The 26,020-nt window shown below is 43.5% G+C and carries 22 protein-coding genes; 4 read left to right on the top strand and 18 right to left on the bottom strand.

Features of this window, described 5'->3' with window-relative positions:
• Positions 1 to 2: 2 nt before the first annotated feature.
• The 8 genes from rpoN to rfaE1 form a co-directional block, all read right to left on the bottom strand.
• Positions 3 to 1,433 carry an RNA polymerase factor sigma-54 gene (gene rpoN, locus LEP1GSC050_RS17810; RefSeq protein WP_010569710.1) on the bottom strand — a complete coding sequence of 477 codons (1,431 nt, stop codon included), beginning with the start codon at positions 1,431 to 1,433 and terminating at the stop codon, positions 3 to 5.
• Positions 1,430 to 2,155 carry an LPS export ABC transporter ATP-binding protein gene (lptB, locus tag LEP1GSC050_RS17815; protein ID WP_010569711.1) on the bottom strand — a complete coding sequence of 242 codons (726 nt, stop codon included), beginning with the start codon at positions 2,153 to 2,155 and terminating at the stop codon, positions 1,430 to 1,432. Before lptB ends, rpoN begins: the two co-directional genes overlap by 4 nt.
• 7 nt (positions 2,156 to 2,162) lie before the next feature.
• Entirely contained in the window at positions 2,163 to 3,500 is a 1,338-nt protein-coding gene (locus LEP1GSC050_RS17820) for an LptA/OstA family protein (protein WP_010569712.1), read from the bottom strand.
• Between the two features lie 6 nt (positions 3,501 to 3,506).
• Complete coding sequence (gene lptC, locus LEP1GSC050_RS17825; protein WP_040911971.1) at positions 3,507 to 4,067, bottom strand: LPS export ABC transporter periplasmic protein LptC; 561 nt, start codon at positions 4,065 to 4,067, stop codon at positions 3,507 to 3,509.
• An 86-nt stretch (positions 4,068 to 4,153) separates the two neighbouring features.
• A complete protein-coding gene (gene kdsA, locus LEP1GSC050_RS17830) occupies positions 4,154 to 5,008 on the bottom strand; it encodes a 3-deoxy-8-phosphooctulonate synthase (RefSeq protein ID WP_010569714.1) in 855 nt (284 codons plus the stop codon).
• Positions 5,005 to 6,624 (bottom strand): CTP synthase, encoded by a 1,620-nt coding sequence (locus LEP1GSC050_RS17835; protein WP_010569715.1) that lies wholly within the window; start codon positions 6,622 to 6,624, stop codon positions 5,005 to 5,007. The genes kdsA and LEP1GSC050_RS17835 overlap by 4 nt, the downstream gene beginning before the upstream one ends.
• A gap of 123 nt (positions 6,625 to 6,747) precedes the next feature.
• Entirely contained in the window at positions 6,748 to 7,236 is a 489-nt protein-coding gene (gene rfaE2, locus LEP1GSC050_RS17840) for a D-glycero-beta-D-manno-heptose 1-phosphate adenylyltransferase (protein WP_020987951.1), read from the bottom strand.
• Positions 7,233 to 8,243: a D-glycero-beta-D-manno-heptose-7-phosphate kinase gene (gene rfaE1, locus LEP1GSC050_RS17845; protein WP_020987974.1), complete on the bottom strand. Its 1,011-nt coding sequence runs from the start codon at positions 8,241 to 8,243 to the stop codon at positions 7,233 to 7,235. The genes rfaE2 and rfaE1 overlap by 4 nt, the downstream gene beginning before the upstream one ends.
• Positions 8,244 to 8,297: 54 nt before the next feature.
• On the opposite strand from rfaE1, the gene LEP1GSC050_RS17850 reads away from it, so the two are divergent.
• The gene (locus LEP1GSC050_RS17850) at positions 8,298 to 8,921 is read left to right on the top strand and encodes an LON peptidase substrate-binding domain-containing protein (protein ID WP_198012867.1); all 624 of its coding nucleotides are present in this window, start codon (positions 8,298 to 8,300) and stop codon (positions 8,919 to 8,921) included.
• A 50-nt stretch (positions 8,922 to 8,971) separates the two neighbouring features.
• On the opposite strand, the gene LEP1GSC050_RS17855 is transcribed toward LEP1GSC050_RS17850, so the two are convergent.
• The 3 genes from LEP1GSC050_RS17855 to LEP1GSC050_RS17865 are packed head-to-tail and all read right to left on the bottom strand — an operon-like array spanning position 8,972 to position 12,065.
• Positions 8,972 to 10,225: a C40 family peptidase gene (locus tag LEP1GSC050_RS17855; RefSeq protein ID WP_010569717.1), complete on the bottom strand. Its 1,254-nt coding sequence runs from the start codon at positions 10,223 to 10,225 to the stop codon at positions 8,972 to 8,974.
• Positions 10,222 to 11,535: a peptide MFS transporter gene (locus tag LEP1GSC050_RS17860; protein WP_010569718.1), complete on the bottom strand. Its 1,314-nt coding sequence runs from the start codon at positions 11,533 to 11,535 to the stop codon at positions 10,222 to 10,224. The genes LEP1GSC050_RS17855 and LEP1GSC050_RS17860 overlap by 4 nt, the downstream gene beginning before the upstream one ends.
• A complete protein-coding gene (locus LEP1GSC050_RS17865; RefSeq protein ID WP_010569719.1) occupies positions 11,508 to 12,065 on the bottom strand; it encodes a cob(I)yrinic acid a,c-diamide adenosyltransferase in 558 nt (185 codons plus the stop codon). The genes LEP1GSC050_RS17860 and LEP1GSC050_RS17865 overlap by 28 nt, the downstream gene beginning before the upstream one ends.
• Before the next feature lie 312 nt (positions 12,066 to 12,377).
• Here LEP1GSC050_RS17865 and LEP1GSC050_RS17870 point away from each other — a divergent pair, with 312 nt between their 5' ends.
• Together LEP1GSC050_RS17870 and LEP1GSC050_RS17875 are read left to right on the top strand one after the other, a co-directional pair.
• Positions 12,378 to 13,229, top strand: coding sequence for a flagellin N-terminal helical domain-containing protein (locus LEP1GSC050_RS17870; RefSeq protein ID WP_010419434.1), 852 nt, complete (start codon positions 12,378 to 12,380; stop codon positions 13,227 to 13,229).
• A 144-nt stretch (positions 13,230 to 13,373) separates the two neighbouring features.
• The gene (locus LEP1GSC050_RS17875) at positions 13,374 to 14,753 is read left to right on the top strand and encodes an MBL fold metallo-hydrolase RNA specificity domain-containing protein (protein WP_010569720.1); all 1,380 of its coding nucleotides are present in this window, start codon (positions 13,374 to 13,376) and stop codon (positions 14,751 to 14,753) included.
• A gap of 69 nt (positions 14,754 to 14,822) precedes the next feature.
• Here the strand turns inward: LEP1GSC050_RS17875 and LEP1GSC050_RS17880 are convergent, their stop codons facing one another.
• The 6 genes from LEP1GSC050_RS17880 to LEP1GSC050_RS17905 form a co-directional block, all read right to left on the bottom strand.
• Positions 14,823 to 15,134 carry a hypothetical protein gene (locus tag LEP1GSC050_RS17880; protein WP_010569721.1) on the bottom strand — a complete coding sequence of 104 codons (312 nt, stop codon included), beginning with the start codon at positions 15,132 to 15,134 and terminating at the stop codon, positions 14,823 to 14,825.
• 258 nt (positions 15,135 to 15,392) lie between these two features.
• Complete coding sequence (locus tag LEP1GSC050_RS17885; RefSeq protein WP_010569722.1) at positions 15,393 to 18,812, bottom strand: efflux RND transporter permease subunit; 3,420 nt, start codon at positions 18,810 to 18,812, stop codon at positions 15,393 to 15,395.
• 13 nt (positions 18,813 to 18,825) lie between these two features.
• Complete coding sequence (locus tag LEP1GSC050_RS17890) at positions 18,826 to 19,947, bottom strand: efflux RND transporter periplasmic adaptor subunit (RefSeq protein ID WP_010569723.1); 1,122 nt, start codon at positions 19,945 to 19,947, stop codon at positions 18,826 to 18,828.
• On the bottom strand, positions 19,944 to 21,347 hold the full coding sequence (locus tag LEP1GSC050_RS17895; protein ID WP_010569724.1) for a TolC family protein: 1,404 nt from the start codon (positions 21,345 to 21,347) through the stop codon (positions 19,944 to 19,946). Before LEP1GSC050_RS17895 ends, LEP1GSC050_RS17890 begins: the two co-directional genes overlap by 4 nt.
• 40 nt (positions 21,348 to 21,387) lie before the next feature.
• Complete coding sequence (locus LEP1GSC050_RS17900) at positions 21,388 to 21,876, bottom strand: hypothetical protein (RefSeq protein ID WP_010569725.1); 489 nt, start codon at positions 21,874 to 21,876, stop codon at positions 21,388 to 21,390.
• A gap of 36 nt (positions 21,877 to 21,912) precedes the next feature.
• Positions 21,913 to 23,025 carry a CehA/McbA family metallohydrolase domain-containing protein gene (locus tag LEP1GSC050_RS17905; RefSeq protein ID WP_010569726.1) on the bottom strand — a complete coding sequence of 371 codons (1,113 nt, stop codon included), beginning with the start codon at positions 23,023 to 23,025 and terminating at the stop codon, positions 21,913 to 21,915.
• A gap of 194 nt (positions 23,026 to 23,219) precedes the next feature.
• Here LEP1GSC050_RS17905 and LEP1GSC050_RS17910 point away from each other — a divergent pair, with 194 nt between their 5' ends.
• Positions 23,220 to 24,167: a glycosyltransferase family 2 protein gene (locus LEP1GSC050_RS17910; RefSeq protein ID WP_010569727.1), complete on the top strand. Its 948-nt coding sequence runs from the start codon at positions 23,220 to 23,222 to the stop codon at positions 24,165 to 24,167.
• 72 nt (positions 24,168 to 24,239) lie between these two features.
• Here the strand turns inward: LEP1GSC050_RS17910 and LEP1GSC050_RS17915 are convergent, their stop codons facing one another.
• On the bottom strand, positions 24,240 to 25,886 hold the full coding sequence (locus LEP1GSC050_RS17915) for an ArnT family glycosyltransferase (RefSeq protein WP_010569728.1): 1,647 nt from the start codon (positions 25,884 to 25,886) through the stop codon (positions 24,240 to 24,242).
• Between the last annotated feature and the right edge of the window lie 134 nt (positions 25,887 to 26,020).

Raw genomic sequence — 26,020 nt, forward strand, 5'->3', positions numbered from 1 at the left:
ACCTATCTTGCCTCCAAAGATTTAACTTTCTTTCTTTGGTTCGATGGAAGTATTCTTAAAATTTTACGGTATTTTGCAACCGTTCGTCTTGCGATTTCGATGCCTTTTTTCTCGATATGCTCGACAATTTCCTGATCGGATAAGGGATTTTCAGGATCTTCTTCTTTTACTAAATTCCGAATCATTTCATGTATCGTTTTGGAAGATTCCATTCCTCCTTCGGAGCTTTTGGATTTAAGCCCGGAAGAGAAAAACCATTTTAATTCTAGAATTCCCCAGGAAGTCTGAACATATTTGTTCGAAGTGATTCTAGATACGGTGGATTCGTGAAGTTCGAGTCGTTCCGCGATATCCTTTAGAGTAAGAGGCCTGAGAAAGCGAACTCCCTTACGAAAGAATTCGGTTTGGAGTTCGATAATTGCTGATACGACCCTATATAAAGTTTGCCGACGTTGATTGACGGAACGAATCAACCATTCGGCGGAACTTAATTTAGTGGAAATATACTCTCGATCCGAATCTTTTGCTCCCTTCTTTAAGAAACCCTTATATTCCTTATTAATTTTCAGCTTCGGAAGCCATTCGTCGTTTAGTAGAATATTGAATTCTCCGCCGATCTCCCTTACGATAACATCGGGAAGTATATAATCCGGTTTTTTAGGGGTATATAAAGTCGCGGGGAAAGGTTCTAGTTTCTTAATCTCCGCAGCCATTGCCTCTACATTTTCCACGGGAATTCCCATCTTTTTTGAAATTCCTTTATAATCCAACTTCTCCAAATCTTTCAAATGGTTTTCGATTAAGTCATGTAGCTTAGCGTCTTCGGGCTTTAAAATTTTAGCCTGAACCAATAATGTCTGTTGAATATCTTTCGCTCCAATTCCAAGGGGATCTAATTGGTGAATCTGATCCAACACCTTTCGAATCATCTTTATGCTGACTCCGATCTCTGCGGCCAGTTTGTCGTGAGTTTGAGGAATAAAACCTCGGTCGTCCAGCATGGAAATGAGCATTTCAGCTATCTCCATTTCCTTTCCTTTTAAGGAGGAAATGCGCAATTGCCAAAGAAGATGCTCCGACAAAGATTGAGTATTGGGAGAGGATTCGATATATTTTTGATTTCGATCGGATGCGTCTGACCCGCGTGTTTGGGGCCTATCTATACTAAATGATTCCTGCCAGCCGACATCCGTATTTTTAAGGAAATCGTTTTTTTCTTTTCTGCGAAGGTCGTCTACCGAATATAATTCCGGATTTTTGCTCCTTTCAGAAGAGGCTTCCTCTTCTAGCATAGGATTTTCCACCAACTCTGCACTGATTCTGTCCGCAAGTTCGACTGTTGAAAGCGGCAATAGCTCGATGGACTGGCGAAGGTCCTGAGTCATTACCAGTTTCTGAGTTTGCTTTTGGACGAGTTGGTGATTTAAATTCACAGTTTGAAATCCTCGCCTAAGTACATTCGCTTTGCTTCTTTATCGTTCACAAGTTCCTTCGGTGTTCCGGCGATCAGAATTTTGCCGCTATGCATTATATATGCTCTATCCGTTATTTTTAACGTCTCTCGCACATTATGGTCCGTGATAAGTATTCCTAACCCTTTTTCTTTTAGGCTATTGATTACCGTTTGAATATCCTTAACCGCTATAGGATCTACCCCTGCAAAAGGTTCGTCAAGAAGGATAAAGTCCGGATTCGTAACAAGTGAACGAGCGATTTCGCATCTTCTTCGTTCTCCACCCGAAAGCGTATACCCTTTTTGATTGGCAACGCGCATAATTTGAAGCTCTAACAGTAGTTCGTCTCTTCTTCTGACGATCTCACTTCTGGGAATTTTTAAGGTTTCTAGAATAGCTTCCAAATTTTCAGCGACAGTCAACTTACGAAAAATAGAAGCTTCCTGTGCTAAATACCCGACTCCTAATTTAGCGCGGGTATGCATCGGAAATTCCGTTACGTCTTGGTCGTCTATGAATACGTGGCCCGAGTCGGGTTGCACGAAGCCGACGGACATATAAAATGAAGTAGTTTTGCCAGCCCCGTTGGGACCTAATAATCCGACGACTTCTCCTTTCCGAATATCGAAGGTTACCCCGTCAACGACCTTGCGTTTATTATATATCTTTACGAGGTTCTGGCAACGGATTGTCGTACCCATGCGTCTCCTAATTTCCTAGATGGACTCCTTCCGTCAGGATCGCCCGGCCTTCCCTAGGATAAAAGAGGATTTTTCCCGCCCGTAAAATCTTGCCGGATCGATCTATCCTTGGATTCCCTTCCAGATAGATCGTCTCATCTTTTTCATAGTAAGTCGCATATTCGCCCATCGCTTGGGAGCCTTTTGCCTTTATGAACACATTCCCGCGTATTACGGTTTCGTCTTTATCAAGAAAACGTTCGAATTCTTGCGCCGTCATAGTAGTCGTAACAGCTCCGGATTTCGAATCTAAGAATTCCATCTTACCGTCGTCGGTAACATGCATATATTCTTCTTTGCGAAAGTAATCCAATACGTTTCCGGAAAGAATTAAATAATTCTCTCTGTCGTGGATCCGGACGTTTCTCCTTCCTCGAATCGTATGCGAATCCGTCCCTAAAGATTCCAATACGTCTGCGGTTATTTTTACGTTCTTTCTGAAAATAGTGGAGTTCCCCTTTAAACTAATCACTCTTTCCTTATTTTCGTCGTTGCTGCTCTCCAATCGATCGCCCTTTAGAATAGTAATAACCTTTTCCGTCGTTTCCTTACCCTCTTCCGTTTGTCGTTTCTCGTAGGAAGTCTGGAAAAGAACGGTATTTTGCTCCAATAGAATTCTATTCTCACTTGTATAGAAAGAAAGCTTCGTGCCTGTTAGATATCGATCTTTGGAGAGTAAAAATGGGTTCGGATCCGTAGTTATCACATTTTCGGATTCTTTAAACAATGCTTCCTTACATAAAATAGTTACATCAGGGTGAGTGATGATCACTCCGCCGATCAGCTTCGTGATTTTCGTACTAAGCTGCCTTTCGATCGTCTGAGCGGCAATTATAGTGGTTTTTCCGGTTTTATCCTTAAAGAATAACCTTGGTCTATCTTTTATGATGACAATTTCCGCATATTTATCGTATTCGCCCGTGCCTGCCTTAAGAGTTGTTCCGTTTTCCTGATCGTCCACTTCGACGCCGTATTTTAAGAATGCTTTATATGCTTCTTTCCCTATCACTTCAATTCTGTTGGCGGAAAGCTTTACCTTTTTATGTTGGATCCAGGCGCCTCCTTCAAGAGTAAAAGTCGTGACTTTCAATCCTTGGATCTGCTTATCCTCTTGGGTCAGCGTGCTGCCTCCCCAATACGTCGGAAAACTTTCCTTCTTTGTCGGATCGGATTCACCGATTCCTTGAATAGGCTTTCGTTCCAACGATTCCGGTGAGAATAGCAAAGGGGGACGTATATGGGGAAAAAGATCGTCTACGAACAGAAGAGCGAATATGAAAAGAAATGAACAGAGTCGATTTTTCATCGGTACTTACTCCGGTGCGGAAGACAGAGGATTGGATCCTCCCTGCGTAATTGCAGTCGGATGCAGAATAGTGAATTTATTTAGATCCTTATCCGCTCGCAGACCGATTCCTCTGATTTTGGTACCGTCGGCTTCCACCACTACCTCTTCGTCCGAGGAAAGTTTTTTGGATTCGGTATTGTATTCCAACGACTTAGCCAGCAGTGTTCTACCTTCGTCGGTACGAAGATGGATATTACCGTTCAAAACCATTAGCTTTGAAGTATGATTGATCTCGCCCTTATCGCCTGTGAGCTTCGATTTGAACTTACCGTTTTCGTATTGATCGAAGTCGACGGCGTAAAAGACGGTTCTGCCCTCTCCTACAAATACGTATGATTCTTCGGCCTTGAGTTTCCAAATTAAAATTCCGCTTTCATCATACTGATCCCTTTCGAAATTCTTAAAGGATATCGTAGCTCCGCTTTCTTTTTCGTTTTCGACTCGAGTGTATTTTGCCTCTTTCTTGCCCGTAACTAGAAAGAAAATTACGATCAATCCGATGCCGGCCAATATTCCGGCGAACATCCTATATTTCTGGATGGTTTCCGCGTCTATATTTTTCAGAAAGGCGAGCTGAAATTTCAAAGTTCCGCCTGGTCGACCGGGGACGGTCAACCTTTATTGAGAATTTCCCGTTTTACGTATCGATCCAATCCGATCAGTTCCTTTAATAGAGCTTTGATTTTGGAAATCGGATATTGGGTTGTCGCATCCGAAAGCGCTTTCTCAGGATCGGGATGGACTTCCATAAAGATTCCTTCGATACCGAGAGCGACGGCGCTTCTTACCATGCTTGGAATAAATTCCCTCTGCCCCCCGGTAATATTTCCGGCTGCACCCGGAAGCTGCGCGGAGTGAGTCGCATCGAAAACGACAGGAATATCGTACCCGTGGAGTATGGGAACGGTTCTGCCATCGAATACTAGATTTCCGTAACCGAAAGTGGTTCCGCGTTCCGTTACCAGATATTTTTCGGATCCTGATTCTTGGATCTTCGTTTTGATATGTCTGCAGTCTTGAGGAGCCAGAAATTGTCCTTTTTTGACATTCACCCATTTGCCGGTTTTTGCCGACTCCGAAATTAAATCGGTCTGTCTGCATAGAAACGCAGGAATTTGGTAGATATCTAAAATGTCTTTTAACGGAATAATATGAGAAGTCTCATGGATGTCGGTTAGCACAGGCACATTGTACTTTTTCTTGATGAATTCTAAATGCTTGATTCCTTCGGCAAGGCCCGGTCCCCTATACGAATTCACCGAGGATCGATTCGCCTTATCAAAGCTGCTCTTAAATATATAAGGAATTCCTAATTCTCCGCAAATTTCCACCATCTCGCCGCATACAAAATCGAGAAGCTCCCGATTCTCCATTACGCAGGGACCTGCGATTAAAAAGAAAGGACTGCCCCCGCCGATTTTAGTTCCGTTCAAAAACTCCCTTGTGCTTGCAGTTTGATCGCTCATGAAACCTTCCTTGTTAGTTTGACGGCAGCACGAATGAATCCGGCAAATAGGGGGTGAGGTTTGGTCGGTTTGCCGGTAAATTCCGGATGAAATTGCACTCCGATAAACCAGGGATGATCGGGAATTTCCACAATTTCGATCAAATTTTCATCAGGAGAAATTCCGGAGAAAACCATGCCTTTCTCTTCGAAAGATTCCTTAAAGCGATTCGTGAATTCAAAACGATGTCTATGACGTTCGTAAATTGATTCTTGCTTGTACTCCGCAAACGCGAGAGTGTTTTTACGGATTCTGCATGGGTACGATCCAAGACGCATCGTGCCCCCCATTTGATCGATATCCATCTGCTCCTCGATCAACGAAATAACCGGATCCGAAGAATCCGGTCTAAATTCGGTGGAATTCGCATCCTTCAAACCTAGAACGTTTCTGGCATATTCGATGACTGCACATTGCATTCCTAAGCAGATTCCGAAAAATGGAATGCCTTTGGTTCTAGCGTATTGGATGGCCAGAATTTTTCCTTCGATTCCTCTATCACCAAAACCGCCGGGAACTAAAATTCCGTGAACACCCTTAAGGACTTCTTTCACGTTCGTCTTATCCACTTTTTCAGGATCGACCTTTACGAATTCAACGTTTGCCTCGTTAGCGATTCCGCCATGAGAAAGACTTTCGTAAACGGAACGATATGCGTCATGGAGAGAAATGTATTTTCCGACTACTGCGATCTGGACGGTATGCTTTGCGGATTGAAGACTTTTAATAATCTTTTCCCATTCCGAGAAATTGGATTTTCCGAGCTCCATACCCAGCGTTTTTAAAACGACTTGATCTAATTTTTCTTCTTTATACATTTTGGGAATTTCATAAATGGAAGTACTGATGTCCGACGCGGAGATCACGTTTTCTTCCTTTACGTTACAGAATAAGGAAATCTTGCCTTTCATATCCTTACTCATAGGTTGGTTTACTCTACAAATCAGAATATCAGGTTGAATTCCTAAAGCCAGGAGTTCTTTCACAGAATGTTGAGTCGGTTTAGTTTTTGCTTCTCCTGCTACGGTAATCGTCGGGACCAATGTCACATGTATGAATAAAACGTGGGTAGGTCCATGCTCGTATCTCATTTGTCGAATGGCTTCCAAAAATGGAATCGACTCTATATCCCCTACAGTGCCTCCGATTTCTACGATTACAAAATCGGTAGCATTCTCTCGTGCGAGAGTATAAACCCGATTCCTGATTTCATTCGTGATATGCGGAACGACTTGTACGGTTCTTCCTAGGTAATCGCCTTTTCGTTCTCTCTGAATAACGGTATTATAAATTTGGCCGGTGGATACGGAATTTTTTCGGGTGAACTTGGATTTAGTAAAGCGCTCGTAGTATCCTAGGTCCAGATCCGTTTCTGCCCCGTCTTCCGTCACATAAACTTCTCCATGCTGGTAAGGGCTCATCGTTCCAGGATCTATATTGATATATGGATCCATTTTTTGAAGAGAAACGGTATATCCCCTGCTTTCGAGCAGGCAACCTAGGGCCGCTGCGGAAACCCCTTTTCCTAAGGAAGAGCAAACTCCTCCGGTAACGAAAATAAATCTGGTCTTGGACAAGTCCGTCTCCTTCCTTGCTGAACAGGGTTTTTCTCGGTTCGTGAAAAACCAACTCCGAAATTCAAAGAATTTCCGGGAAAGGACAACGATTGGATTTGGATCGGGGAAATCCCGCCCTTTTTGTTAGACTCCTCGAATCTTACGGATGATTTCTGTGCTCGAAAAACCTTGAATAAAGGGAAGAATTTGGACTTCTCCGCCAAGACTACGAACAAGCGGGGTTTCCGGTAGTGTCTCTCTATCGTAGTCTCCACCTTTGGTATGAATATCGGGACGAATCCTCGAAATCAGTTCGATAGGGGTTTCTTCCGCAAATACGGTAACGGCACTCACGAAAGAAAGACACACGAGAAGAAAAGCCCTATCCTCCTCCGGATTAATAGGTCTTTCCGGCCCCTTGATTTTTTTCACTGAAGAATCGGAATTGAGACCGATCCAAAGAAAATCGCCCAGTTCTGAGGCCTGGGCAAGGTACGTTAGATGTCCTTTATGCATCAAATCGAAGACACCGTTCGTAAATACGATTTTATGAGTTTTACGAACGCGATTTGCAATCGCCGAGGCCTCCGAAAACGATATAATTTTATCCAAACAGGATTGAATTATGTTCAACGAAGCAGACCTCTTTTTTCCAAGGCTAATTGCAGCTCTTCCAGTGAAACGGTTTCCGCTCCTAGTTTACCTACGACGACTCCGGCCGCCACGTTTGCAATTAATGCCGATTCCAATTCCGTTAAACCCGCGGCGCAGAAGGCAGTGTATGCGGATATTACAGTATCTCCTGCGCCGGTAACGTCGAAGACTTCCTTGGCAACTGTCGGTATATGATGAGTTTTTCCTTCCTCAGCTAGATAGAGGCTCATTCCCTTTTCTCCGCGAGTGATCATCATGGATGGGGACCGGAGACGTTCCGCGATTTCCTTTGCGGCGATCTCTACTTCCTGATCCGAATCCAATTTTCTTCCTAGAGCGCGCCCAGCCTCGTGATGATTCGGAGTCATGATGCTTGCAGTTTCGTACTGAAAAAAATGAGAAACCTGCGGATCGACGGTGACGATTTTCCCTTTTTTTACCGCTAATGAAATGACTTCATGAATTAATCTAGGAGTAAGAGTCCCTTTATCATAATCCGATAGCACAACCCCGTCCACTTGGTCGATTCGGTCCGCGAATGCTCGAATCAATTCGGACTCTTCCTCTTGGGTTAAAGAAAGTGTTTCTTCTCGATCGATTCTACAAACTTGCTGATGACCTGCTATCACTCTTGTTTTCAGTATCGTTGGTACTCTCTCGGAACGAATCACTTTGTTTTCTCTTGCGTCCGTCTTTTCGGCGGTCAACAAATTACTCAATGTTTTAGCGGTCTCGTCGTTTCCGGATCGTCCTAGAACGACGGATTGCACTCCGAATCTAGATAAATTTTTGATCACATTCCCGGCACCGCCTAAAGTCGTTTTTTCTTTTCGAATCCAGACGACGGGAACCGGGGCTTCGGGAGAAATTCGATTTACTTCGCCGAACAAATACTCGTCGAGAATTAGATCTCCTAAAACGATAATCTTTGTCTTGGAGAGCCTTGAGGAAGCGGCGGCATACTGATGTTTTTTTATAGAGTACAATTTCAAACCGAGATTAGCAAATTCGTTTGCGTTTTCTCTTCAAAAGGTTAGGATATTCCTTCGGTGTCAACAACTACAATCCCTATCTTTCCCCTTCCCGGCATCATTCTATTTCCGGGAACGTTTCTTCCTCTACATATATTCGAACCCAGATATCGAATGATGTTGGATTATTGTTCCGAGTCGGGGGAAGAAATGGCGGTGGCTCCTATTCGAATGGATTCCTTAAAGAAGCAAGATCCTCATCCGGAGATCGAATCCGTTTTTGGCTGGGGAACGATTATCCGACGGGATCCCCTTCCGGATGGAAGATCGAATATTCTTCTCGAAGGGAAAGGTATCGCTAAACTAAGCGGATACGAGGTTATGGATCCGTTTCGAATCGGAATCATCGAGAAAATTCCCTCTGAGACTAAATATACTCAGGAAGACGTTTTTCGAGACGTTTTCGATAAGATACTTTCATTAACGAAGCGAATCCTCTTAGCCGAAGGCGCACAGGAAGATCTGATTTTGCGAATGAACGAACTCTGGAATCATCCCTTTCCGATTGATTTCATTTCTTCAATTTTAAATTTCGAATTCCAGAAAAAGCAGGAGATTCTCTCTCATCCGGATCCGATCGCGAAAGCGAAAGTATTACTCTGGATCGTAGAGGAAATGAATTTGGGAGAATGAACTAAGAATTTTTCTTTTCTTCGTCGTCCTTCACCGAAGCTTCAACCGACTTAATCGATCACAGTCCGAAATAACCGTCTTGAGAGTACGAAGCGATCCAACCACCACTTCGAATTGACCTTATCGAAAATTACTCCGCGAGAAGAGGAAGCGTGTGCAAACTCAGTTTCCGAAAGCACTAATCCGACATGCGTTACTTTCGTTTGGTTGGGCGATGCGGAAAAGAAAATTAAATCTCCGGCCCTCATTTCATTATGAGTGACGGAGATTCCGAGTTTTGTCTGAGCGCCGGAGGCGCGGGACATTCGATTTTCAGGGACTCCGATTCTACCATCGGTCAAAGCTCTATACGTAAATCCGGAGCAGTCCGTGCCTGTTTTTGCAGCCCCTGCCCATTTATAAGGAGTTCCCACCCATTCTCCGGCAACTTTACGTAACATAGATGCCGATAAGGTTTGCCAATTTTGTTTTATAATGCTCGGTTCGGGCGACGGTTCATTCGGTTCGGGAAGATTCGGAACTAAAGGCGGTTCGCTAACCGGTTCGAATTTCGGACGATCTCCGATTATAATTTGACCTATTTCGTTTAACGAGCTTTCTATCGCTCTCGCTTTACCTAATGCAGGTTCTTTCGAGTTCAAACCTTGGTTGTACACCGTCTTCAGATTTGAAAGAAGAATGTACGACCCTCCCTCCAACTTATCGTCCAAAACCGATTTATAATCTTTTTCCCAACGCCCGAAGCTTTCCTTTTTGCCACGCGGACTAAATTGTTTCAGAATCCTTGTCGCAAGTCTATTTTGCGGAAAATCGACCAGCTTTCCGGCGGAAAGGGCTCGTCCACCCGCTAGAACGGAAAATCCGGACCATTGTTTCTCTAACGCGGCTTCCAGAAATCGATTTCGAACCTCCTCTCGAATACCCGCCAATTTTGTTTCTTTTAAATACAACGCAATGTAAGGAAAATCTTCATCGCTAAGATCTCGAGTAGCAGAAGGAGGAATTGCGTCTTCCGCTTCTTCAAAACTAAGTCCCGCAGTTTGCGCGATATCAATTTTTAAAATTAGATCCGCTACCTTCTCCGGCGGCAAACCTTCCAAAATTGCCCAAGGGATGATTTTCTTAGTGATTGTCAGGACATCTTTATCGCCGGATCTTTTTCCGATTTTTTGAAAGACAGTATTCTTGATCAGTAAGGTCTGCCCTCTGGAGAAATCATCCTTTAGTAGATCTTGAAACGAATCTGCAAGCAAGGGATGCTGAAAAATACAAAGCAGAATAAAGATAGAAATTCTTGATTTCATCTTACCCCGTGCATCCAATATTCTAATTTTTTCCGAAATAGAAATAAGAAGATTCCTACGAGTCCCGGGAAAATGACGAAGATCAAAAAGAAGACGGATAGGTTTTCCCGTCCACCCATAAGGCCGGCCAACTCGCCGGCAATAACGTGTCCGAAGAAGCTAGAAAGAAAAAAAATTCCCATCATCATGGATGCCATTCTAGCCGGAGCAAGTTTTGTGATCAAAGACAAGCCGACTGGTGAAATCAAAAGCTCTCCGATTGTATGAAATAAAATCGCAAGAACGATCCACCCGGAAGAGAATTTACCTGACGATACCGAAGTTACGACGGAAAGAATCAAGAAACCGCAGGCTAAGGTGATTAATGCCGAGCAAAATTTAGTGACGCTTGAAACGTGAATTCCCGAGGCCTCTAACTTTCTCCAGGCCCAAGAGATTCCTAACGAAAATAAGATTACAAAAATAGGATTTAAGGATTGGTAATTAGCTGCCGGAATTTCCCAACCGTAGAAATTTCGATCCACATATCGATCAATGATTAGGTTCAAAGAGGAACCCATCTGTTCGAACGACGCCCAAAAAACGATCGTCACGCTGGAAAAAACCAGAATGGCCCGTATTCTTCCGGCGGTAACAAGGCCAGTCGATGAACTATCCAGTTGCGAACCTTCGGATCCGATCTTCGAATTTTTATCTTTTCCGGGAAGGAAGGCTTCTCCTGCGATCTTCCTCCCTAGAAAGGCGAAGATAAGTAATCCGGTCAGCATTCCGACGGCTGCGACTCCGAATCCGTAGTGCCAACCGTAAATGTCGGCGATATTAGCGCAGGCCCAGGTTCCTAGTACGGCGCCAGTATTGATTCCGAAATAGAAAATCGTAAAACCTGAATCTTTTAAATCGGACTTTCCTTCCAATTCGTAAATTCTACCAACCACAGTCGAAATACAGGGCTTAAAGAATCCGTTCCCTAGGATCAAAAGAGCCAAGCCTAAAAAAAAAGTAATGCTTCCATCGATGGCTAAGGAGAGGTGTCCGAACATCATCAACAGTCCTCCAAGAAAGATGGAGGATCGATAACCTAAAAAACGATCCGCTAGAAATCCTCCGAAGATCGGAGTTAGATATACAAGTCCGTTGTAGACTCCGTAAATTCGGTTTGCCTCAGGATCGGAAAGCAGCCATTCCTTAGTCAGAAACAAAACGAGCAATGCACGCATTCCGTAAAAGGAAAATCTTTCCCACATCTCGACTAAGAAAAGAATAAAAAGTCCTTTCGGATGTCTTAATTTCCCTTGGCTCTCGACTGCCATTGAGGCTCCTTTATATTGGATTCGAAATTTGCATATCTGGCGGCTACGAATAAATGATCCGAGAGACGGTTTAGGAATTTCAGAGTTTCCGGATAGATCTCCACGCCCGAATCCTTCGCCTTTACTAATTCTCTTTCGAGCCTACGGGTAAGAGTACGACTTACATGTAGAAGCGCCGAGGCCTGAGAACCTCCTGGCAGTATAAAATGCTTGAGTGGGGAGAGGGAATTTTGCCAATCATCGATTTCTCGTTCCAACTGGAGAGTATCTTCTTCCAACAAGCAGGAAGTGCCGTCATCCTTTTTGTAACCTGCGAGTTCGGATCCTAATTCAAATAAAAGATTTTGGATTCGTTCTAGGCTAATTCTTAATTTAGAGTCCGACTTCAGAAATGAAGTCGCCACACCTAAGGAAGAATTCAATTCGTCTGCGGTTCCGTACAATTCAACGCGGTCGTCTGCTTTGGAAACTCTCAATCCGTTAGCAAGGGAAGTTGTCCCAGTGTCGCCCTTTTTAGTGTAGATTTTCATATAAATAAGGAATTAGGGGACAAAATCTCCGGAAGCGGCAGAAATTTCCCTAGGAAAAGGGTTAGTTATTGGAAAAAAAGTTGCAGATTGATTAAAAGGGAGTATATTTAAATCAGAATTTCCCTTATAGGATATATCGTCTTCGATGGTTTAGTCCTTTAGGAAAAATTATAAAAAAAGTCCGCCCCTTCGGAAAATTAGGGAGCGGAAATTCGCAGTGGAACCCGGTGAGCCCGGGGGGCTCCCCTCCCCCCAAAGAGCCGGAAATATAGGTACGGACGGATCCGTACCTCATCTACAGGGAGGTTGTTGATGATAATCAATCACAACATCAGCGCTCTTCGTACGAATAATGTACTGAAGACAGTAAACCAAGATCAAGATAAAGTCGCAGAAAAGCTTTCTACCGGAATGCGTATAAATCGTGCCGGAGATGATGCATTAGGATTTGCAGTATCGGAAAGAATGAGAACTCAAATTCGAGGTATCGCTCAGGCGGAACGAAACGTAATGGATGGGGTCTCCTTTATCCAAGTTACGGAAGGAAACCTGGAGCAAGTGAATAATATTCTGCAAAGATTGAGAGAACTTTCCGTTCAGACTTCAAACGGAATCTACTCGGACGATGATCGAAAATTGGTTCAACTTGAAGTCGATCAACTGATAGACGAAGTGGATCGATTGGGAAAAACGGCCGAATTTAATAAGATTCGTCCGTTAAGCGGAGCTTATTCGAAGGAATCCAAGAATCCCATCCAGCTTCACGTCGGCCCGAATCAGAATGAGAAACTCGAAATTTTCGTGGACGCCATGAATGCCGCTGCTTTGCAATTAGAAAGCAACGGGAAAAAGCAGACTTTATCCACTCCGGCTTCTTCCAATTCGATGATCGGCATTTTGGATAATGCAATCCAAAGAGTCAATAAGCAGAGGTCCGATTTAGGAGCTTACTACAACCGATTAGAGATTACCGCGGAAGGTTTGCAGGCAAATTACATTAATATGGTTTCGGCGGAAAGTCGTGTTCGAGACGCGGACGTCGCGGAACATATTGTGGAATTTACGAAAAATCAAATACTGACTAAGAGCGGCGTTGCGATGCTTGCGCAAGCAAACATGCGCCCCGAACAGGTCGTAAAACTTTTGAGTGAGAGATTCGGCTGATTTTTTATTTTAAAGCTAACTTGAAGCTTGAAAAAGGAGTCCGCTCGGATTTTCTTAGTTGAATGTCAAACCATGAACTGCAAGCCCGCTAAATCAAGCGGGCTTTTTTACGCTTAAAGATATTAATAAAGGATAATTCTTTCTATGAATTCCGAAATCGCAAGCTTACGATTTTTAGGAGCGGTAGGCACGGTCACCGGGTCCAAATACCTACTTACCGTATTGGGCAAAAATATTCTGATCGATTGCGGATTATTCCAAGGCGTAAAGGAATTGCGCTTACGAAATTGGGACGTTCTTCCGGCCGAGGCGGAAAAAATCGACGTTATCCTTTTGACCCACGGACATTTGGATCATACAGGTTACTTACCTAGGCTGGTAAAATCGGGATTTTCAGGAAGCATTTTGGCAACTGCTCCTACCCTCGACGTGGCCGAAATCATTTTGAAAGACAGCGCTCATCTTCAAGAAGAAGATGCTGAGGCTGCGAATCGTCACGGTTATTCCAAACATTCACCCGCCTTACCTCTTTATGAAATGAAGGATGTAGAAAAGACCATTTCATTCTTTCGAAGACAGGAAATCGGAGTTTGGTTCGACTTATTCCCTAGGATACGGGTCCGTTTTTTTTATGCAGGGCATATTCTAGGCGCCAGTTCCATTGAGATCCAGGTGAACGGGAAGACGTTTCTATTTTCCGGAGATTTGGGAAGAAAAGACGATCCGCTTTTGTTTCCTCCCGAGAAGCCGAAACATGCCGATTTACTTTTGATCGAATCCACTTACGGAAACAGACTTCATTCAGGAAAGTCTGAGGATAAATTCGCGTCGTTGATAAACGAATTCGCGGAGAAGAAAGGAAGCATAATCATTCCTAGCTTTGCAGTCGAGCGGACTCAACTTCTCATGTATCTCCTTTGGAAATTGAGGATTGAAGGAAGAATCCCGTCGACGCCGGTTTATATGGATTCCCCAATGGGGCTTCATATTCTGGAAATCTTTCGTCGTTACGGCGCAGATTGGCATAAGATAAATAAATCGGATTTGGACGCAATGTGTGAACAAATTACGATCGTTCAGCACGCGGATGAAACTAAGCATATTTCCGCATTGAAAGGTCCTAAGATAGTAATAGCCGGAAGCGGAATGGCTACCGGAGGGCGCGTGCTTACATATTTGGAGGAGACTTTGAAAGATCCTAATTCATTGGTTTTACTCGCAGGATACCAGGCGGAAGGGACTCGCGGAAGGAATCTCTTGGACGGGAAAAAGGAAATTAAAATACGAGGGAAATGGCATCCTGTCCGGTGTAGCGTTGATATTATAGATGGATTCTCCGCACACGCGGATCAAGCGGAACTTGTCGATTGGTTATCGGATCTAAAAGGATCCGACCCTAAAATATATATCGTTCACGGGGAAAAGGATGGAGCCGAAGGATTGGAAAAGAAGATTAAGGAAACCTATGGTTGGGAACCGAAAATTCCCGAGTATAATTTCGTTGCTTATCTTACTCTCGAATGAATAAACGATTTGAATAAATCGGTTTCCCGAATTTAAAAGAATCCGGAAAACCTTTACGCTTGGATTCCCTTACAATTTATCCGCTTGAGCCTTATACTTTTCGGCTTCCTGCGCGACTTGCTCGGAAAGTTGCTTGTACTTCTTTCTATCTGCATCCTCGGAGGTCGACTTCCCGCCCCGATTCAGGTTGCTTAAGGTTTTATATTTTTCCGCCAGCTCTTTTTGATCCTGAGCTTTCCGGAGAAAATAATCTTTCGCTATTTTCTTTAACTCGGGTGTGGTCGCTTCCGCGATTAGCAGTTTTTCCAAATCGCTAAATGCATAAACGCCGATCGTTGGAACGATTGCCAACAACAGGATGGTTGCGAATAATTTTTTCATAGTGTCTCCACGGGCTTTTGTAAACATTTTCTCGGTAATAAATACCGAATTGATTACATTATACGGATGGCGAATTCCTCGATCAAGATGAAAATTTTATTCGCTTAACATTTAAACTCTTAATCGTCTTTTGCAACGCAAAAGACGATTAAGAGAAACGTAATTTCCTTATTGCGTATTTTTGACAAATACTCTTGGCAAGATTGTCCGAATCAAAGCTCTATCCCTCGATGTTAATCCAGAAGAAAGTGAGCGAGTCTATGAAAGTGTCTTTTTTTTAAGCTTCTTTCCTTTGATTTGGGCCGACTTTCGAATCTCATCTTCGTACAAGTCTCCCTCTATCTGCGTTTCGTTTTCCGATTCGGTCTGCGATATTAGAACGTCTTTTTTCTTCGATTCGTTTTGGCCGAAATATTTGGAAACTGCCGGTAGAGATTGTCCAAAAGTAAGCTTCCCTTCTTTCCATAATAAATAGATAGGCGGATACACTAAGAGTTCTAGTAAGAAGCTCGTTGCAAGTCCGCCTACCATTGGTGCAGCGATTCGTTTCATTACGTCCGAACCGGTCCCGTTGGACCACATAATCGGAAGTAGACCCATCATTGCCGCTAGGACGGTCATGATTTTGGGGCGAACCCTGTGGACGGCTCCGTGTATGATCGCTTTTATGCGATCTTCTCTGGTTCGAACCATTCCTTTTCGTTCGGCAGAATCGTAGGACAGATCCAAATAGAGCAGCATAAAAACGCCCGTCTCGGCATCCAGGCCCATCAAAGCGATCATTCCTACCCAAACTGCGACCGATACATGATAATCCAAGATGTACAATAATCCCACTGCGCCGATTAATGAAAAGGGAACGGCCAGGAGAACGATTAAAGTTTTGGCATACGACTTCGTATTAAAATACAGCAGTAGAAAAATAATAAATATTGTTAGCGGAAGAATGTATTTCATCCTTTCTCGAACTCTTAACATATTTTCGTACTGACCGCTCCAAAGGATGGAATAGCCGGCGGGGAGCTGGATCGATTCGGAAACCTTTCTTTTTGCATGATCTACAAAGCCTCCAATGTCGGACGTGGAAGGATCTACATAGACATAGCCGGCTAAAAATCCGTTTTCGTCCCGAATCATCGACGGTCCGGTTTTGGTTTTGATATCCGCAATTTCTCCAATCGGGATATGGCCGAATTCCTGAGTCGGGACCAGAATCGATCGTATTTTTTCCACCGAATCCCTGAGTTCCCTGGGATAGCGAACGTTCACGGAAAAACGTTCCCTCCCTTCTATCGTTTGAGTTACCTGTTCCCCACCGATAGCTGCTACTATAATTTGTTGGGCTGCCTCGACGGAAATGTTATATCTAGCTAACTTTTCTCGCTTTAGTTCTAAATCCAAAAAGTAGCCCCCTGCCGTCCTTTCAGCAAAAACGCTTCTCACGTCCTTATCCGTCTTCAGCAAAGTTTCGATCTGAATTCCTATTTTTTCAATTTCATCTAAGGAAGAGCCGAGGACCTTGATTCCGATCGGCGTTCTCATCCCGGTGCTTAACATGTCGATCCGAGTTTTTATGGGCATTGTCCATGCGTTCGTCGCTCCAGGAAATTGCATTTCTCGGTTCATCAACTCGATAAGCTCGTCCTTACTTAATCGTTCGTTTACAAAAGGTAAAAACGGGTATTGTAGAATTCGCGGCCAATTGGAATAAAAGCGATTCGCAGTTCTCCATTCATCCTGCGGCTTTAGTAAAATCACCGTCTCCATCATTGAAAAGGGAGCGGAATCCGTCGCGGTATCGGACCTTCCTGCCTTTCCGAATACTCGTTTTACTTCTGGAAAGGATTTGATCTTCTTATCCATCGCCACCATCAGTTTTTCAGCTTCAGCTACGGAGATACCAGGAAGTGTTGTGGGCATGTATAAAAGGGATTCTTCATAAAGTTGAGGCATGAACTCCGACCCCAAACTCAAATAGACAGGAATCGTCAAAAAAACCAAAGCCAGCGCCGAAGCGATAATGGTTTTGGGTCTTTCTAAGACCCAATGACAAGCCGGTTCGTAAAGTCGGAAAAGAACCTTGCTGACCGGATGTTTTTCTTCCGGATAATATTTTCCTACAAATAATGTAGTCGCGACCTTTGAAAGTAACGCGTTCTTGAACCTAAACGGTTCCATCCGTGTAAATAGCATTCTAAAAGCAGGATCTAGCGTTATCGCAAGTAAGGCCGCCACGGCCATCGCGATATTCTTAGAATAAGCTAATGGACGAAAGAGCCTACCTTCCTGGTCCACAAGAGTAAAGATCGGGAAGAATGCCACCGCAATGACTAATAAGGAAAAGAATACTGACGGACCGACCTCTAGCAAAGCTTCTAGGCGAACCATATGATAATCACCTTTTCTTCCTCCGGATTCCCATTCCTCCAACTTCTTGTATGCGTTTTCTACCTCGACTATCGCGCCATCCACTAATACGCCGATAGAAATTGCCATCCCTGCTAAGGACATTATGTTTGCGTTCACATCCAAAAGATTCATAGGAATGAATGCGACGATGACGGAGATCGGTATGGTAAGTATTGGGATGATTGCCGACGGGAAGTGCCAAAGAAAAACGAGAATCACCAAGGAAACTATGAGCATCTCCTCCATTAGTTTAAATTTCAGGTTAGAAATCGCGTGATCGATCAATTCCGATCGATCGTACGTAGTTACGATCTCGGTCCCTGTGGGAAGGCTGGTCTTGATATCGTTGATCTTGGCCTTAACCCTCTCGATGACTGAAAGTGCATTCTCACCGTGTCTCATAACGATAGTTCCGCCGACCACATCTCCTTCCCCGTTTAGGTCGGCGATTCCCCTTCGAATATCGGGTCCGAATTGTACGGCAGCTATATTCTTTAAAAGCACCGGCGTTCCGTTAATGTCCGTCGATAAAGGAATATTCTCTATATCGGTTATCGATTTTAGATACCCTCTTCCCCGAACCATATATTCGGCGCCGGAAATTTCGAGGAGCCTTCCCCCCGTCTCTTGATTGCTTTCCCGTATTTTCTGAACCAACGTCTCGAATCCTATATTATAGGAACGAAGAGCGTTCGGGTTGATGGTGATTTGATATTGTTTTTTGAATCCGCCGATTCCTGCGACCTCCGAAACCCCCGGCACCGAATTTAACAAGTATCGAAGATGGAAATCTTGGTAGGTCCTTAAATCGGCGAGGGAATTATTCCCGGTCGTATCGACTAAGGCATACTGGAATACCCATCCGACTGCGCTTGCATCCGGTCCCAATTCGGTTTTCACGCCTGCGGGAAGCTGAGATTGAATTCGGGATAGATATTCCAGAACTCTTGAACGAGCCCAATAGATATCGGTACCGTCCTGAAAAATCACGTAGACGTAGGAAAATCCGAAATCGGAAAATCCTCTCACCACTTTAATCTTCGGCGCCCCCAGTAAGGAGGTTATGATCGGATACGTTACTTGGTCCTCTATGATATCAGGACTTCTGTCCCACCTTGAATATACGATAACCTGAGTGTCCGAAAGATCCGGAATTGCATCCAACGGAATCGTTTTCATCGAAACGTAGGATGCTACAAGGATGCCCAACGTAAAAAGAAGTATAAGAAATTTATTATGAGCCGAAAAGCGAATGATATTCTGAATCATGAAAATTACAACCTTAATGACTGTGAGCGTTATTCCCGAAACGGATTTTCGCTTCGGAATCGATTAAAAAGGTCGATTCGGCTACAACGCGTTCACCTTCCTTTACTCCGGAAATGACCTCGGTCCAGGAATCGACGGTCCGACCCGTTCGAATTTCGACCGGTCGAAACCGATCCGGACCGGTCTGAACGTAAGCCATCTTACGCATTCCGGTATCAAGAATAGCCGAAGTCGGTAAGGTTAAGATGGAAGGTAGCGAGACTTCGATTCTTGCTTCGCCGAACATCTGAGGCTTTAACAGGTGTTGAGGATCCGACACTTCGCTTCGCAGTCGTAATGTTCTGCTATTTTTATCCAGAATCGTATCGATACTTTTGATTTTACCTTTGAATTCCTTATTAGGATAAACGTCCGTCTTGAAGATAAACGGTAATCCCACTTTGGCGGTCGATAGGTCCGATTCGTAGATTTGAGAATAAATATGTGCCCGCCCTGCCTTACCGCCTAGGATTAATTCGGAAGGATCTCTCTGTTGAGAAGACCAGACCCGAATTTGATCCGTGGACAAACCCAATTGTCTAAGACGCATCTGTAAATTTGTTAAGCTGATCGAGGATCCCGCCTCGGATATAACCTCGGAAGTTCGTAGAGCTTCCTTATACTCGGTAAGAGCCGCATAAAGATCCGGATCATAAGCGACATTCGAATAAACGCTTAACTTCTTCGTCAAATTTCTACGAAGTACCAAATCGGTCTTAATTCCGATGGATTGTTGTTTTTCGGCGGAGAGAAATATTTCGGAGGTAGTTTCTTCCTGATTCGACTTATCACCCTTCCCGTGAAATGAGTTATGATCCGCGACATTGTTCGATGATTCCGCAGTTCGGGAATTTTTCGAATGATTTTGGCGGGACGGATCGGCTTCTTTTTTCACTAAATCCATCCCGCAGATCGGACATGTCCCGGGACGGTCCGAAGTGTAAGTCGGATGCATCGGACAATAGTACGTTTCCTTTTTCTTTCCACAGGCAACCAACATTAGGAATAAGAAAATGAGGCTTGTAAAAACGACGAATCTCTTAGAATATTTGCTATATCGCAAATCTTGCATATTGATCGAATCCTTTCCTTTCATTCGCGGCCTCTCCCCAACGTAACTTCGGGCTGATGCTTTTCATGCCGAGGAACTTTCTGATCTTGATAAATTAGGCTGAGAAGTTTGAGCATATTTAAGATGGTTTCATTTTTACGCTCGCGCAAATCCTCCAATCTTATCTTTGCATTCAATACTTCCGTTTGGGCAAGAAGAGTGTCTTGGATATTGGCCTTGCCGGGAGCGTAAAGAGAGGCGCTTGCTCTCGCTGCTTTTTCCATTTCCGGAATCAGTTTTTTTTCAACGATTTGAATTTGATTGGAAGTTCCTCGGATGACCTCTATGCCTCGATTGATTTCGGAAACCATTTGGGCCCGAGTCTTGTCTACCGAATCCTTTCCGACTTCCGCCAGATGTTCCGTTTCTCCGGTTATGGAATTCCACTTCAAAGCAGACCATACGGGAACCCGCATATTTACTCCGAAGCTGAATAAATCGCCTCTATATTCGGTGGTATCCATCAAACTGTAGTTTAACGGGCCGGTGTCCGCCGAGAAAGTTTGAGATTTTCTCTTCATATATGAAAAGAATACCTCCGTTTGAGGCGCTATGGAATATTTTGTCAATTTAGTCTGCTCTTTTAGTCTTTTTTCTTCCGCCAACAAAATCTTATAATCGGGAGTATCTTCGACTGCAGGAACTCCGGAATTTGCCAAACTATTTAATCTCTGAAGGCTTTCTTCTAAAAACGAATCCAGATTGATCTGAAATAAATCCGAGAGAGAAACCCGATCTAACACCTTATAGTATTCGAGCTGAGACGTTAAATCCTTTAAATTTGTATTATACTCCGCTTCCTTCTCCATTGCATCCGTCTTTGCGATCGAAGCTTTCAAGGCTCCTGTCAAAGGCACGGTTCCCGCGGAATAATACCCTTCGGTAATGGATTTCTGAGCGTTGAGTAGATCCAAAATTCTACCGTTGATTTGCTTTTTCTTTTCAATTCTTTGAAAACGATTTAAACGAATAAAGAAATCACCCAGCATTCGGTTGACTCCGACTAGATAACCGAGAGTTGCTTCGTTCTCCATGATTTTGGAGATCCTCTTTTCGGTTCCCAATTTTCCGGGAAAAGGAAATTCCTGAGAAACGGAGAATTCCATCCCGGTCATGGTGGGCGTATCTAAAGCCCGATTCCCGTTGAGAGAATATCCGTTACGAGTCGGATAATTTCGATATGCAAACCCGATCTTCGGATCGGGGAGAATGCCGGAGGCGTCCGAATGCGATTTATGTGCATGCGAAACTCCTGCCAGAGATTTTGCTTCGGGATGTTCCTTTGCAAGAATCTCAAGGATTTCTTCTAGTCGTTTCGCTTCTGAGAAGATCGGAAGTGAAACTAGGAAAATAATAATAATAGAAAATGTGCGTTGTGCGCTCATAAATCCTCCTAAAGTTCGTCGGGGAATTAAGAGCTAGGTATTAAATTAAAAAAACTTGAAGAATGCTAGGAGAGTGGGTCGAGGAAAAAAATCCGATTCCAAGCGAGTGAATTTGCCCTTGATCGGAGATCATTTGAGAGGCGAGTCGGATTTGGGGCATTGAAAATAAGTAAACGAAGTGAAACTTTATTTTTTCCGGCGATATCCTATGATTTGGGGTTTCGAAGGATACGGTCATTCCTTTTTGGCAACAATCGGTTCCGGAGGAATCTGAGGAGGAAGATTTTTCTTCAGTCGATGTAGATTTATGACAAGGTGGGAGCCTGTCCTCTAACGATGAACTTTCGATACTTGCCGGTACAGTCCCAACCGGACAGACTCCAAATAAGATAGTTAAGGAGGCACAAGTTACCTGCACTGCAAAGCCGAGTGCGAGGGTAAAACCGACTGTCTTTTTAGGAGAAAACTCCATCTCAACTAATCTGACTGTTTCTAAAACGGATCTGTCAAGAAAAAAAGGTCTGTCCAAATTCCGGACGCGATACCGGCCGATCTAGTTTGAAATTTACTTTCTATAGAAAGGATTACTTAAGATTAAGCCTGTCGGTAAAAAGGCTTGGATTCGAACGTACAAGTCGTCTGGACGAAATCGGTAAGTCCCTTTTTTTTGGCCGTACGATCTAGAAAGTGTTTCTCCATTCCTACCTATAAAATCCACCGTCAAAGGAGTTTCGTCAAATTCGTAAAAGACCTCTGCCCCATTTCGGATTCCGAAGGCTTTCACCTTCGGATCACTGAGAACTCGGGACATTTTTCTAACGCAGGCATAATTACCCTCCTTGAGGGCCGCGAGGATATCCTCCTTGTCCGTAGAGTTGGCATTTAAAAGGATATACCGCATCAGGGATTCCCCATCCTCGTCGTACCATTCGGTGGCGATTTGCCTTAAACTAGGAAATCCTGTTTTTGCGACTTTCAAATATTCTTCTTTCGGAAGATAATGTAAATCGTCCCCGGCCATGCAAAAAGAAGACACACCCAAACTTAGCAATTGATCCCAATACGTGAGTATATCCCCGAACGGCGATAGTACTTCAATCGCATTATACCCGCTTAATTTTTCGAGAATCCTGAGTGGGAAACTATCATTTAATAGAGGATGATTGATTGCGACAAATGCTCCTTTTTTTTGGAGGCTATCGATCTCCCATTGTATGTTTTCGGGAAATGCGAATAAGGGAAAAAAATCATGATCGGCTTCTTCGATACCCAATACGGTAAGATGTCTCTTTACGAGATTCCTGCCCCACTCGTAACCGGGTATTAGAGCTGTCTTTTTTGATTCTAGCTTCGTTACGATTTCATAATCCGTAAACGCGAGAATTTGATATCCGTTCTTGGAATATACTTCTTGGATTTCTTCAGGTGAGTTTCGGATGGGTGTGAACCAAGCACGGTTGCTATGCAAATGAATTGCGGTTTTTATCCATTTCAGTTTAGTCGATCTGAGATACGGATCGTGGATTTCTCGTCCTATGGATTGAATATTGTTCGACGCCTGTTTAGGTCTGATATCGGAACGTAAGAAAAAGAGACTCCAGGCATTGAAGCTTAAGACGGTTACGATGATTGTGACGAAAAGACCGAGTAAAGATCGTTTCCAGTTTCGGAAATTCATTTAAATTCGATCCATTCTGGACAATATAGGTTTGCTAATCATGGCGGTGTATTGACCTAATTCCTGCCCATGGGCTTTTTAATAAAACTTTTTTTCGGCTTTAAAAAGGTCTTTGCTTATTCCCGCTAACTCACTTTTTGGTTTCTACGAAACCTCGATTCTCGAGTTCTTAAAGGTAACGGATTAGCAATACTATGAAAGACAAGCGTATAGCGGTGATCATTCCCGCTTACAACGAAGAGATCACGATTCGCGAAACGATTCTCTCCTTTTACAAAGAATTACCTAATGCCGTTTTTTGGGTGGTGGATAATAACTCCAAAGATAAAACAAATCGAATCGCGATGGAGACATTTAAGAAACATAAAATAAAAGGTTCCGTTTTGTTCGAAGATAGGCAGGGAAAGGCTAACGCGATCCGAAAGGCTTTTTTCTTAGCGGACGCCGATATTTATGTAATGTCCGATGCGGATACGACTTATCCGGCCGATGAAGTCCGGAAATTGACGGACGAATTAGTTAAGAACGATCTAGATATGGTAGTCGGCGATCGATTAAGCCGAGGAGATTATAGTCGGGAAAATAAGAGAATGTTCCATTCTCTCGGAAATCAGCTCGTCATTCGGCTGATCAATTTTCTGTTTAGCGTGAAATTGCGGGATGCGATGAGCGGATACCGCGTATTTTCCAGAAAGTTCGTTAAGAATTATCCGATTTTGGCTTCCGGTTTCGAGTTAGAAATTGAAATGACCTTGCATGCCTTGGATAAGAGGTTTGCGATTCGGGAGATTCCGATTCAGTACAAAGATAGACCATCCGGAAGCTTTTCGAAATTAAATACTTTTCGAGACGGCTACCGAGTCGTAAATAATATTCTCTGGATTTTTAAAGATTATAAACCGATGCATTTTTTCGGTTTCCTTTCGGTTATTGCGTTTATTGCTGCGATCGCTTCGGGAAGCCAAGCGATATGGGATTATTGGAAATACAAATACGTCTATCATGTCCCGCTCGCCATTTTAGCCACCGGTTTAATGATCGCATCCATACTTAATTTTTCGATCGGTTTAATCCTTCATACCGTCGCGAAAATTCAACGATTCAATTTCGAACTTCAATTATTGAAATATAAAGAAGAGTAGATTCTGCTAACGATCTCGATATTTGTGTGTAACGGCGAGATCGTAATCGAGTTATAGGGTCCGTTTCCGCTTCTATAATACCTGCAATAATACCAATCCACCTTCCGTTTCTATCGTGATAAACTTACGCTTCGGGTAAAGAAAGATCAATTCCGCTTGGCTATTCGCATTTCCGATGATGAAAAGTTTCTTTCCTTCCGGTGGACGATTCAATAAATCCGTTTCGTCCTTAAATTTATAGCTTCCAATAATATGGATAGGTTGGTTCCTGTAGAACATCGGATAAAAGGAAAGATATTTGTAAAAAATGACCTCCCCTTGTTCTTCTCTAACGGCTCTATCAAATAATCGTAATGTTTTTCCCTGGAGAAGGTCGATTACTTTCGGGGCCAGCGTAACCGAAAGAGAAATTAGGAACATGAGCAAGGTCATCCAAACCGGAAAGATGAATTTCAAAAGTAAATCGTCCTGAACGACCTTTCTACCGCGAAAGTAAGCGAATAAAATTCCAGTTAGAAGAATTAAACCCGGAATCGAATCGACTATTCCGAATTGTGGATATATTTTCTCATCGGAAAATCCGGACTTTATCAGATAATTTGCCAATACGGGAAGTCCTAAAAATAAGACGCTTAACAGGGTACCGAATAAAAGAAAGGAAAGTGTAATCCCTTTTTTAAGCATGAGTTCCGAACCGAATCTCTCTAGAACCAAGGCGGTAAAAAATGACAGAGGAAAATAAATCGAAGAAGAATAATGGGGAAGCTTAGTTTGGACGACGGAAAAAATAATAAGTACGATTGCAGTCCAAGCGATCATTAGGAGCGAAACCTGACGGACCCCCTCTTCCTTCAAAATTTCTCGTTTATCCTTGGAAATATATGCGAATAGAAACGGAGTCCAGGGAAAGAAACCGATCAAGGCTACGATGAAATGATAAAACCAAGGACCCGTATGAGATTCCAGGGATTTAGTTAACAACTTCCTTTGGAATTCCAGAAATCCTTGTAGAAATTCATCGCCGTGAAGAAGGTAATCCGTCAAATAGTAGATCGATACGGATCCGAAAAAAACGGTTGCGCCGATGGCCATATCGACGATCGAGATTTTGTATCTTCGCTCGAAGATTCTCATCACAAGAAAGGATGCGACCGGAATGCCAAGGCCTAAAGGACCCTTTGCAAGAACCGCTAAGGCCATGCTCGCAAACGCGGCAACCAGCCATTTCCAAGCTCCAGGAGTTTGTTTCCTTATATCAGTATCATATAAACAAAGTCCGACGGCGCCCAAGAAGATGAAGGTATTAAAAAGGTGATCGATATACGCGGTTCTTGCAAGAACCAAGGGAAGTAAAGAAGACGAGTACAAGAGAGCCCAAAGAATTCCGAAGGAGGATGATCGAAGCCGCTTCCCGAAAAAATAAATCGTCCCGAAGGCTAAAACCGCGCTTAAAACGGAGGGAAACCGGGTCCCGAATTCGTTAAGCCCGAAAGCGGAATAGGAAATTGCGGCCAGCCAAAAATACAATGGCGGCTTTTCCGTAAATAATTGCTCGTTTACAGTGATCCTAAAAAAATCTCCGGATAAGAACATCCCTTTGGATGCTGCCCCGTAGATATTCTCGTCCCAGTCAATCAAGGGAAACGAGCCTAAGCCTAAAATCAAAAAGAGAAAATATAAACTAAGTAAAAGGAAAACAGAGTCGAATCTGAACTTCAAAGAATTCTCCCGGGACGGAGCCCAATTAGGAATTTTCCGGATTGCAGGTAGTCTTACCCTATTCTATTGAAACGAATGGGCCCGGTTTTATCCTAAATTGAAGTTCTTGCATTTGCCGGACAGAGCGAAAGGAA

Origin of the sequence: Leptospira broomii serovar Hurstbridge str. 5399, from assembly GCF_000243715.2 — a bacterium.
GTDB lineage: Bacteria > Spirochaetota > Leptospiria > Leptospirales > Leptospiraceae > Leptospira_B > Leptospira_B broomii.

Coding starts and splice junctions, on each gene's coding strand:
- kdsA (WP_010569714.1), bottom strand. CDS start 5,008: ATGAGCGATCAAACTGCAAGCACAAGGGAGTTTTTGAACGGAACTAAA.
- LEP1GSC050_RS17865 (WP_010569719.1), bottom strand. CDS start 12,065: ATGAAAATCTACACTAAAAAGGGCGACACTGGGACAACTTCCCTTGCT.
- LEP1GSC050_RS17910 (WP_010569727.1), top strand. CDS start 23,220: ATGAAAGACAAGCGTATAGCGGTGATCATTCCCGCTTACAACGAAGAG.
- lptC (WP_040911971.1), bottom strand. CDS start 4,067: ATGTTCGCCGGAATATTGGCCGGCATCGGATTGATCGTAATTTTCTTT.
- LEP1GSC050_RS17905 (WP_010569726.1), bottom strand. CDS start 23,025: ATGAATTTCCGAAACTGGAAACGATCTTTACTCGGTCTTTTCGTCACA.
- LEP1GSC050_RS17890 (WP_010569723.1), bottom strand. CDS start 19,947: ATGAAAGGAAAGGATTCGATCAATATGCAAGATTTGCGATATAGCAAA.
- LEP1GSC050_RS17860 (WP_010569718.1), bottom strand. CDS start 11,535: ATGGCAGTCGAGAGCCAAGGGAAATTAAGACATCCGAAAGGACTTTTT.
- lptB (WP_010569711.1), bottom strand. CDS start 2,155: ATGGGTACGACAATCCGTTGCCAGAACCTCGTAAAGATATATAATAAA.
- LEP1GSC050_RS17870 (WP_010419434.1), top strand. CDS start 12,378: ATGATAATCAATCACAACATCAGCGCTCTTCGTACGAATAATGTACTG.
- LEP1GSC050_RS17885 (WP_010569722.1), bottom strand. CDS start 18,812: ATGATTCAGAATATCATTCGCTTTTCGGCTCATAATAAATTTCTTATA.
- LEP1GSC050_RS17895 (WP_010569724.1), bottom strand. CDS start 21,347: ATGAGCGCACAACGCACATTTTCTATTATTATTATTTTCCTAGTTTCA.
- LEP1GSC050_RS17855 (WP_010569717.1), bottom strand. CDS start 10,225: ATGAAATCAAGAATTTCTATCTTTATTCTGCTTTGTATTTTTCAGCAT.
- LEP1GSC050_RS17820 (WP_010569712.1), bottom strand. CDS start 3,500: ATGAAAAATCGACTCTGTTCATTTCTTTTCATATTCGCTCTTCTGTTC.
- LEP1GSC050_RS17875 (WP_010569720.1), top strand. CDS start 13,374: ATGAATTCCGAAATCGCAAGCTTACGATTTTTAGGAGCGGTAGGCACG.
- LEP1GSC050_RS17880 (WP_010569721.1), bottom strand. CDS start 15,134: ATGAAAAAATTATTCGCAACCATCCTGTTGTTGGCAATCGTTCCAACG.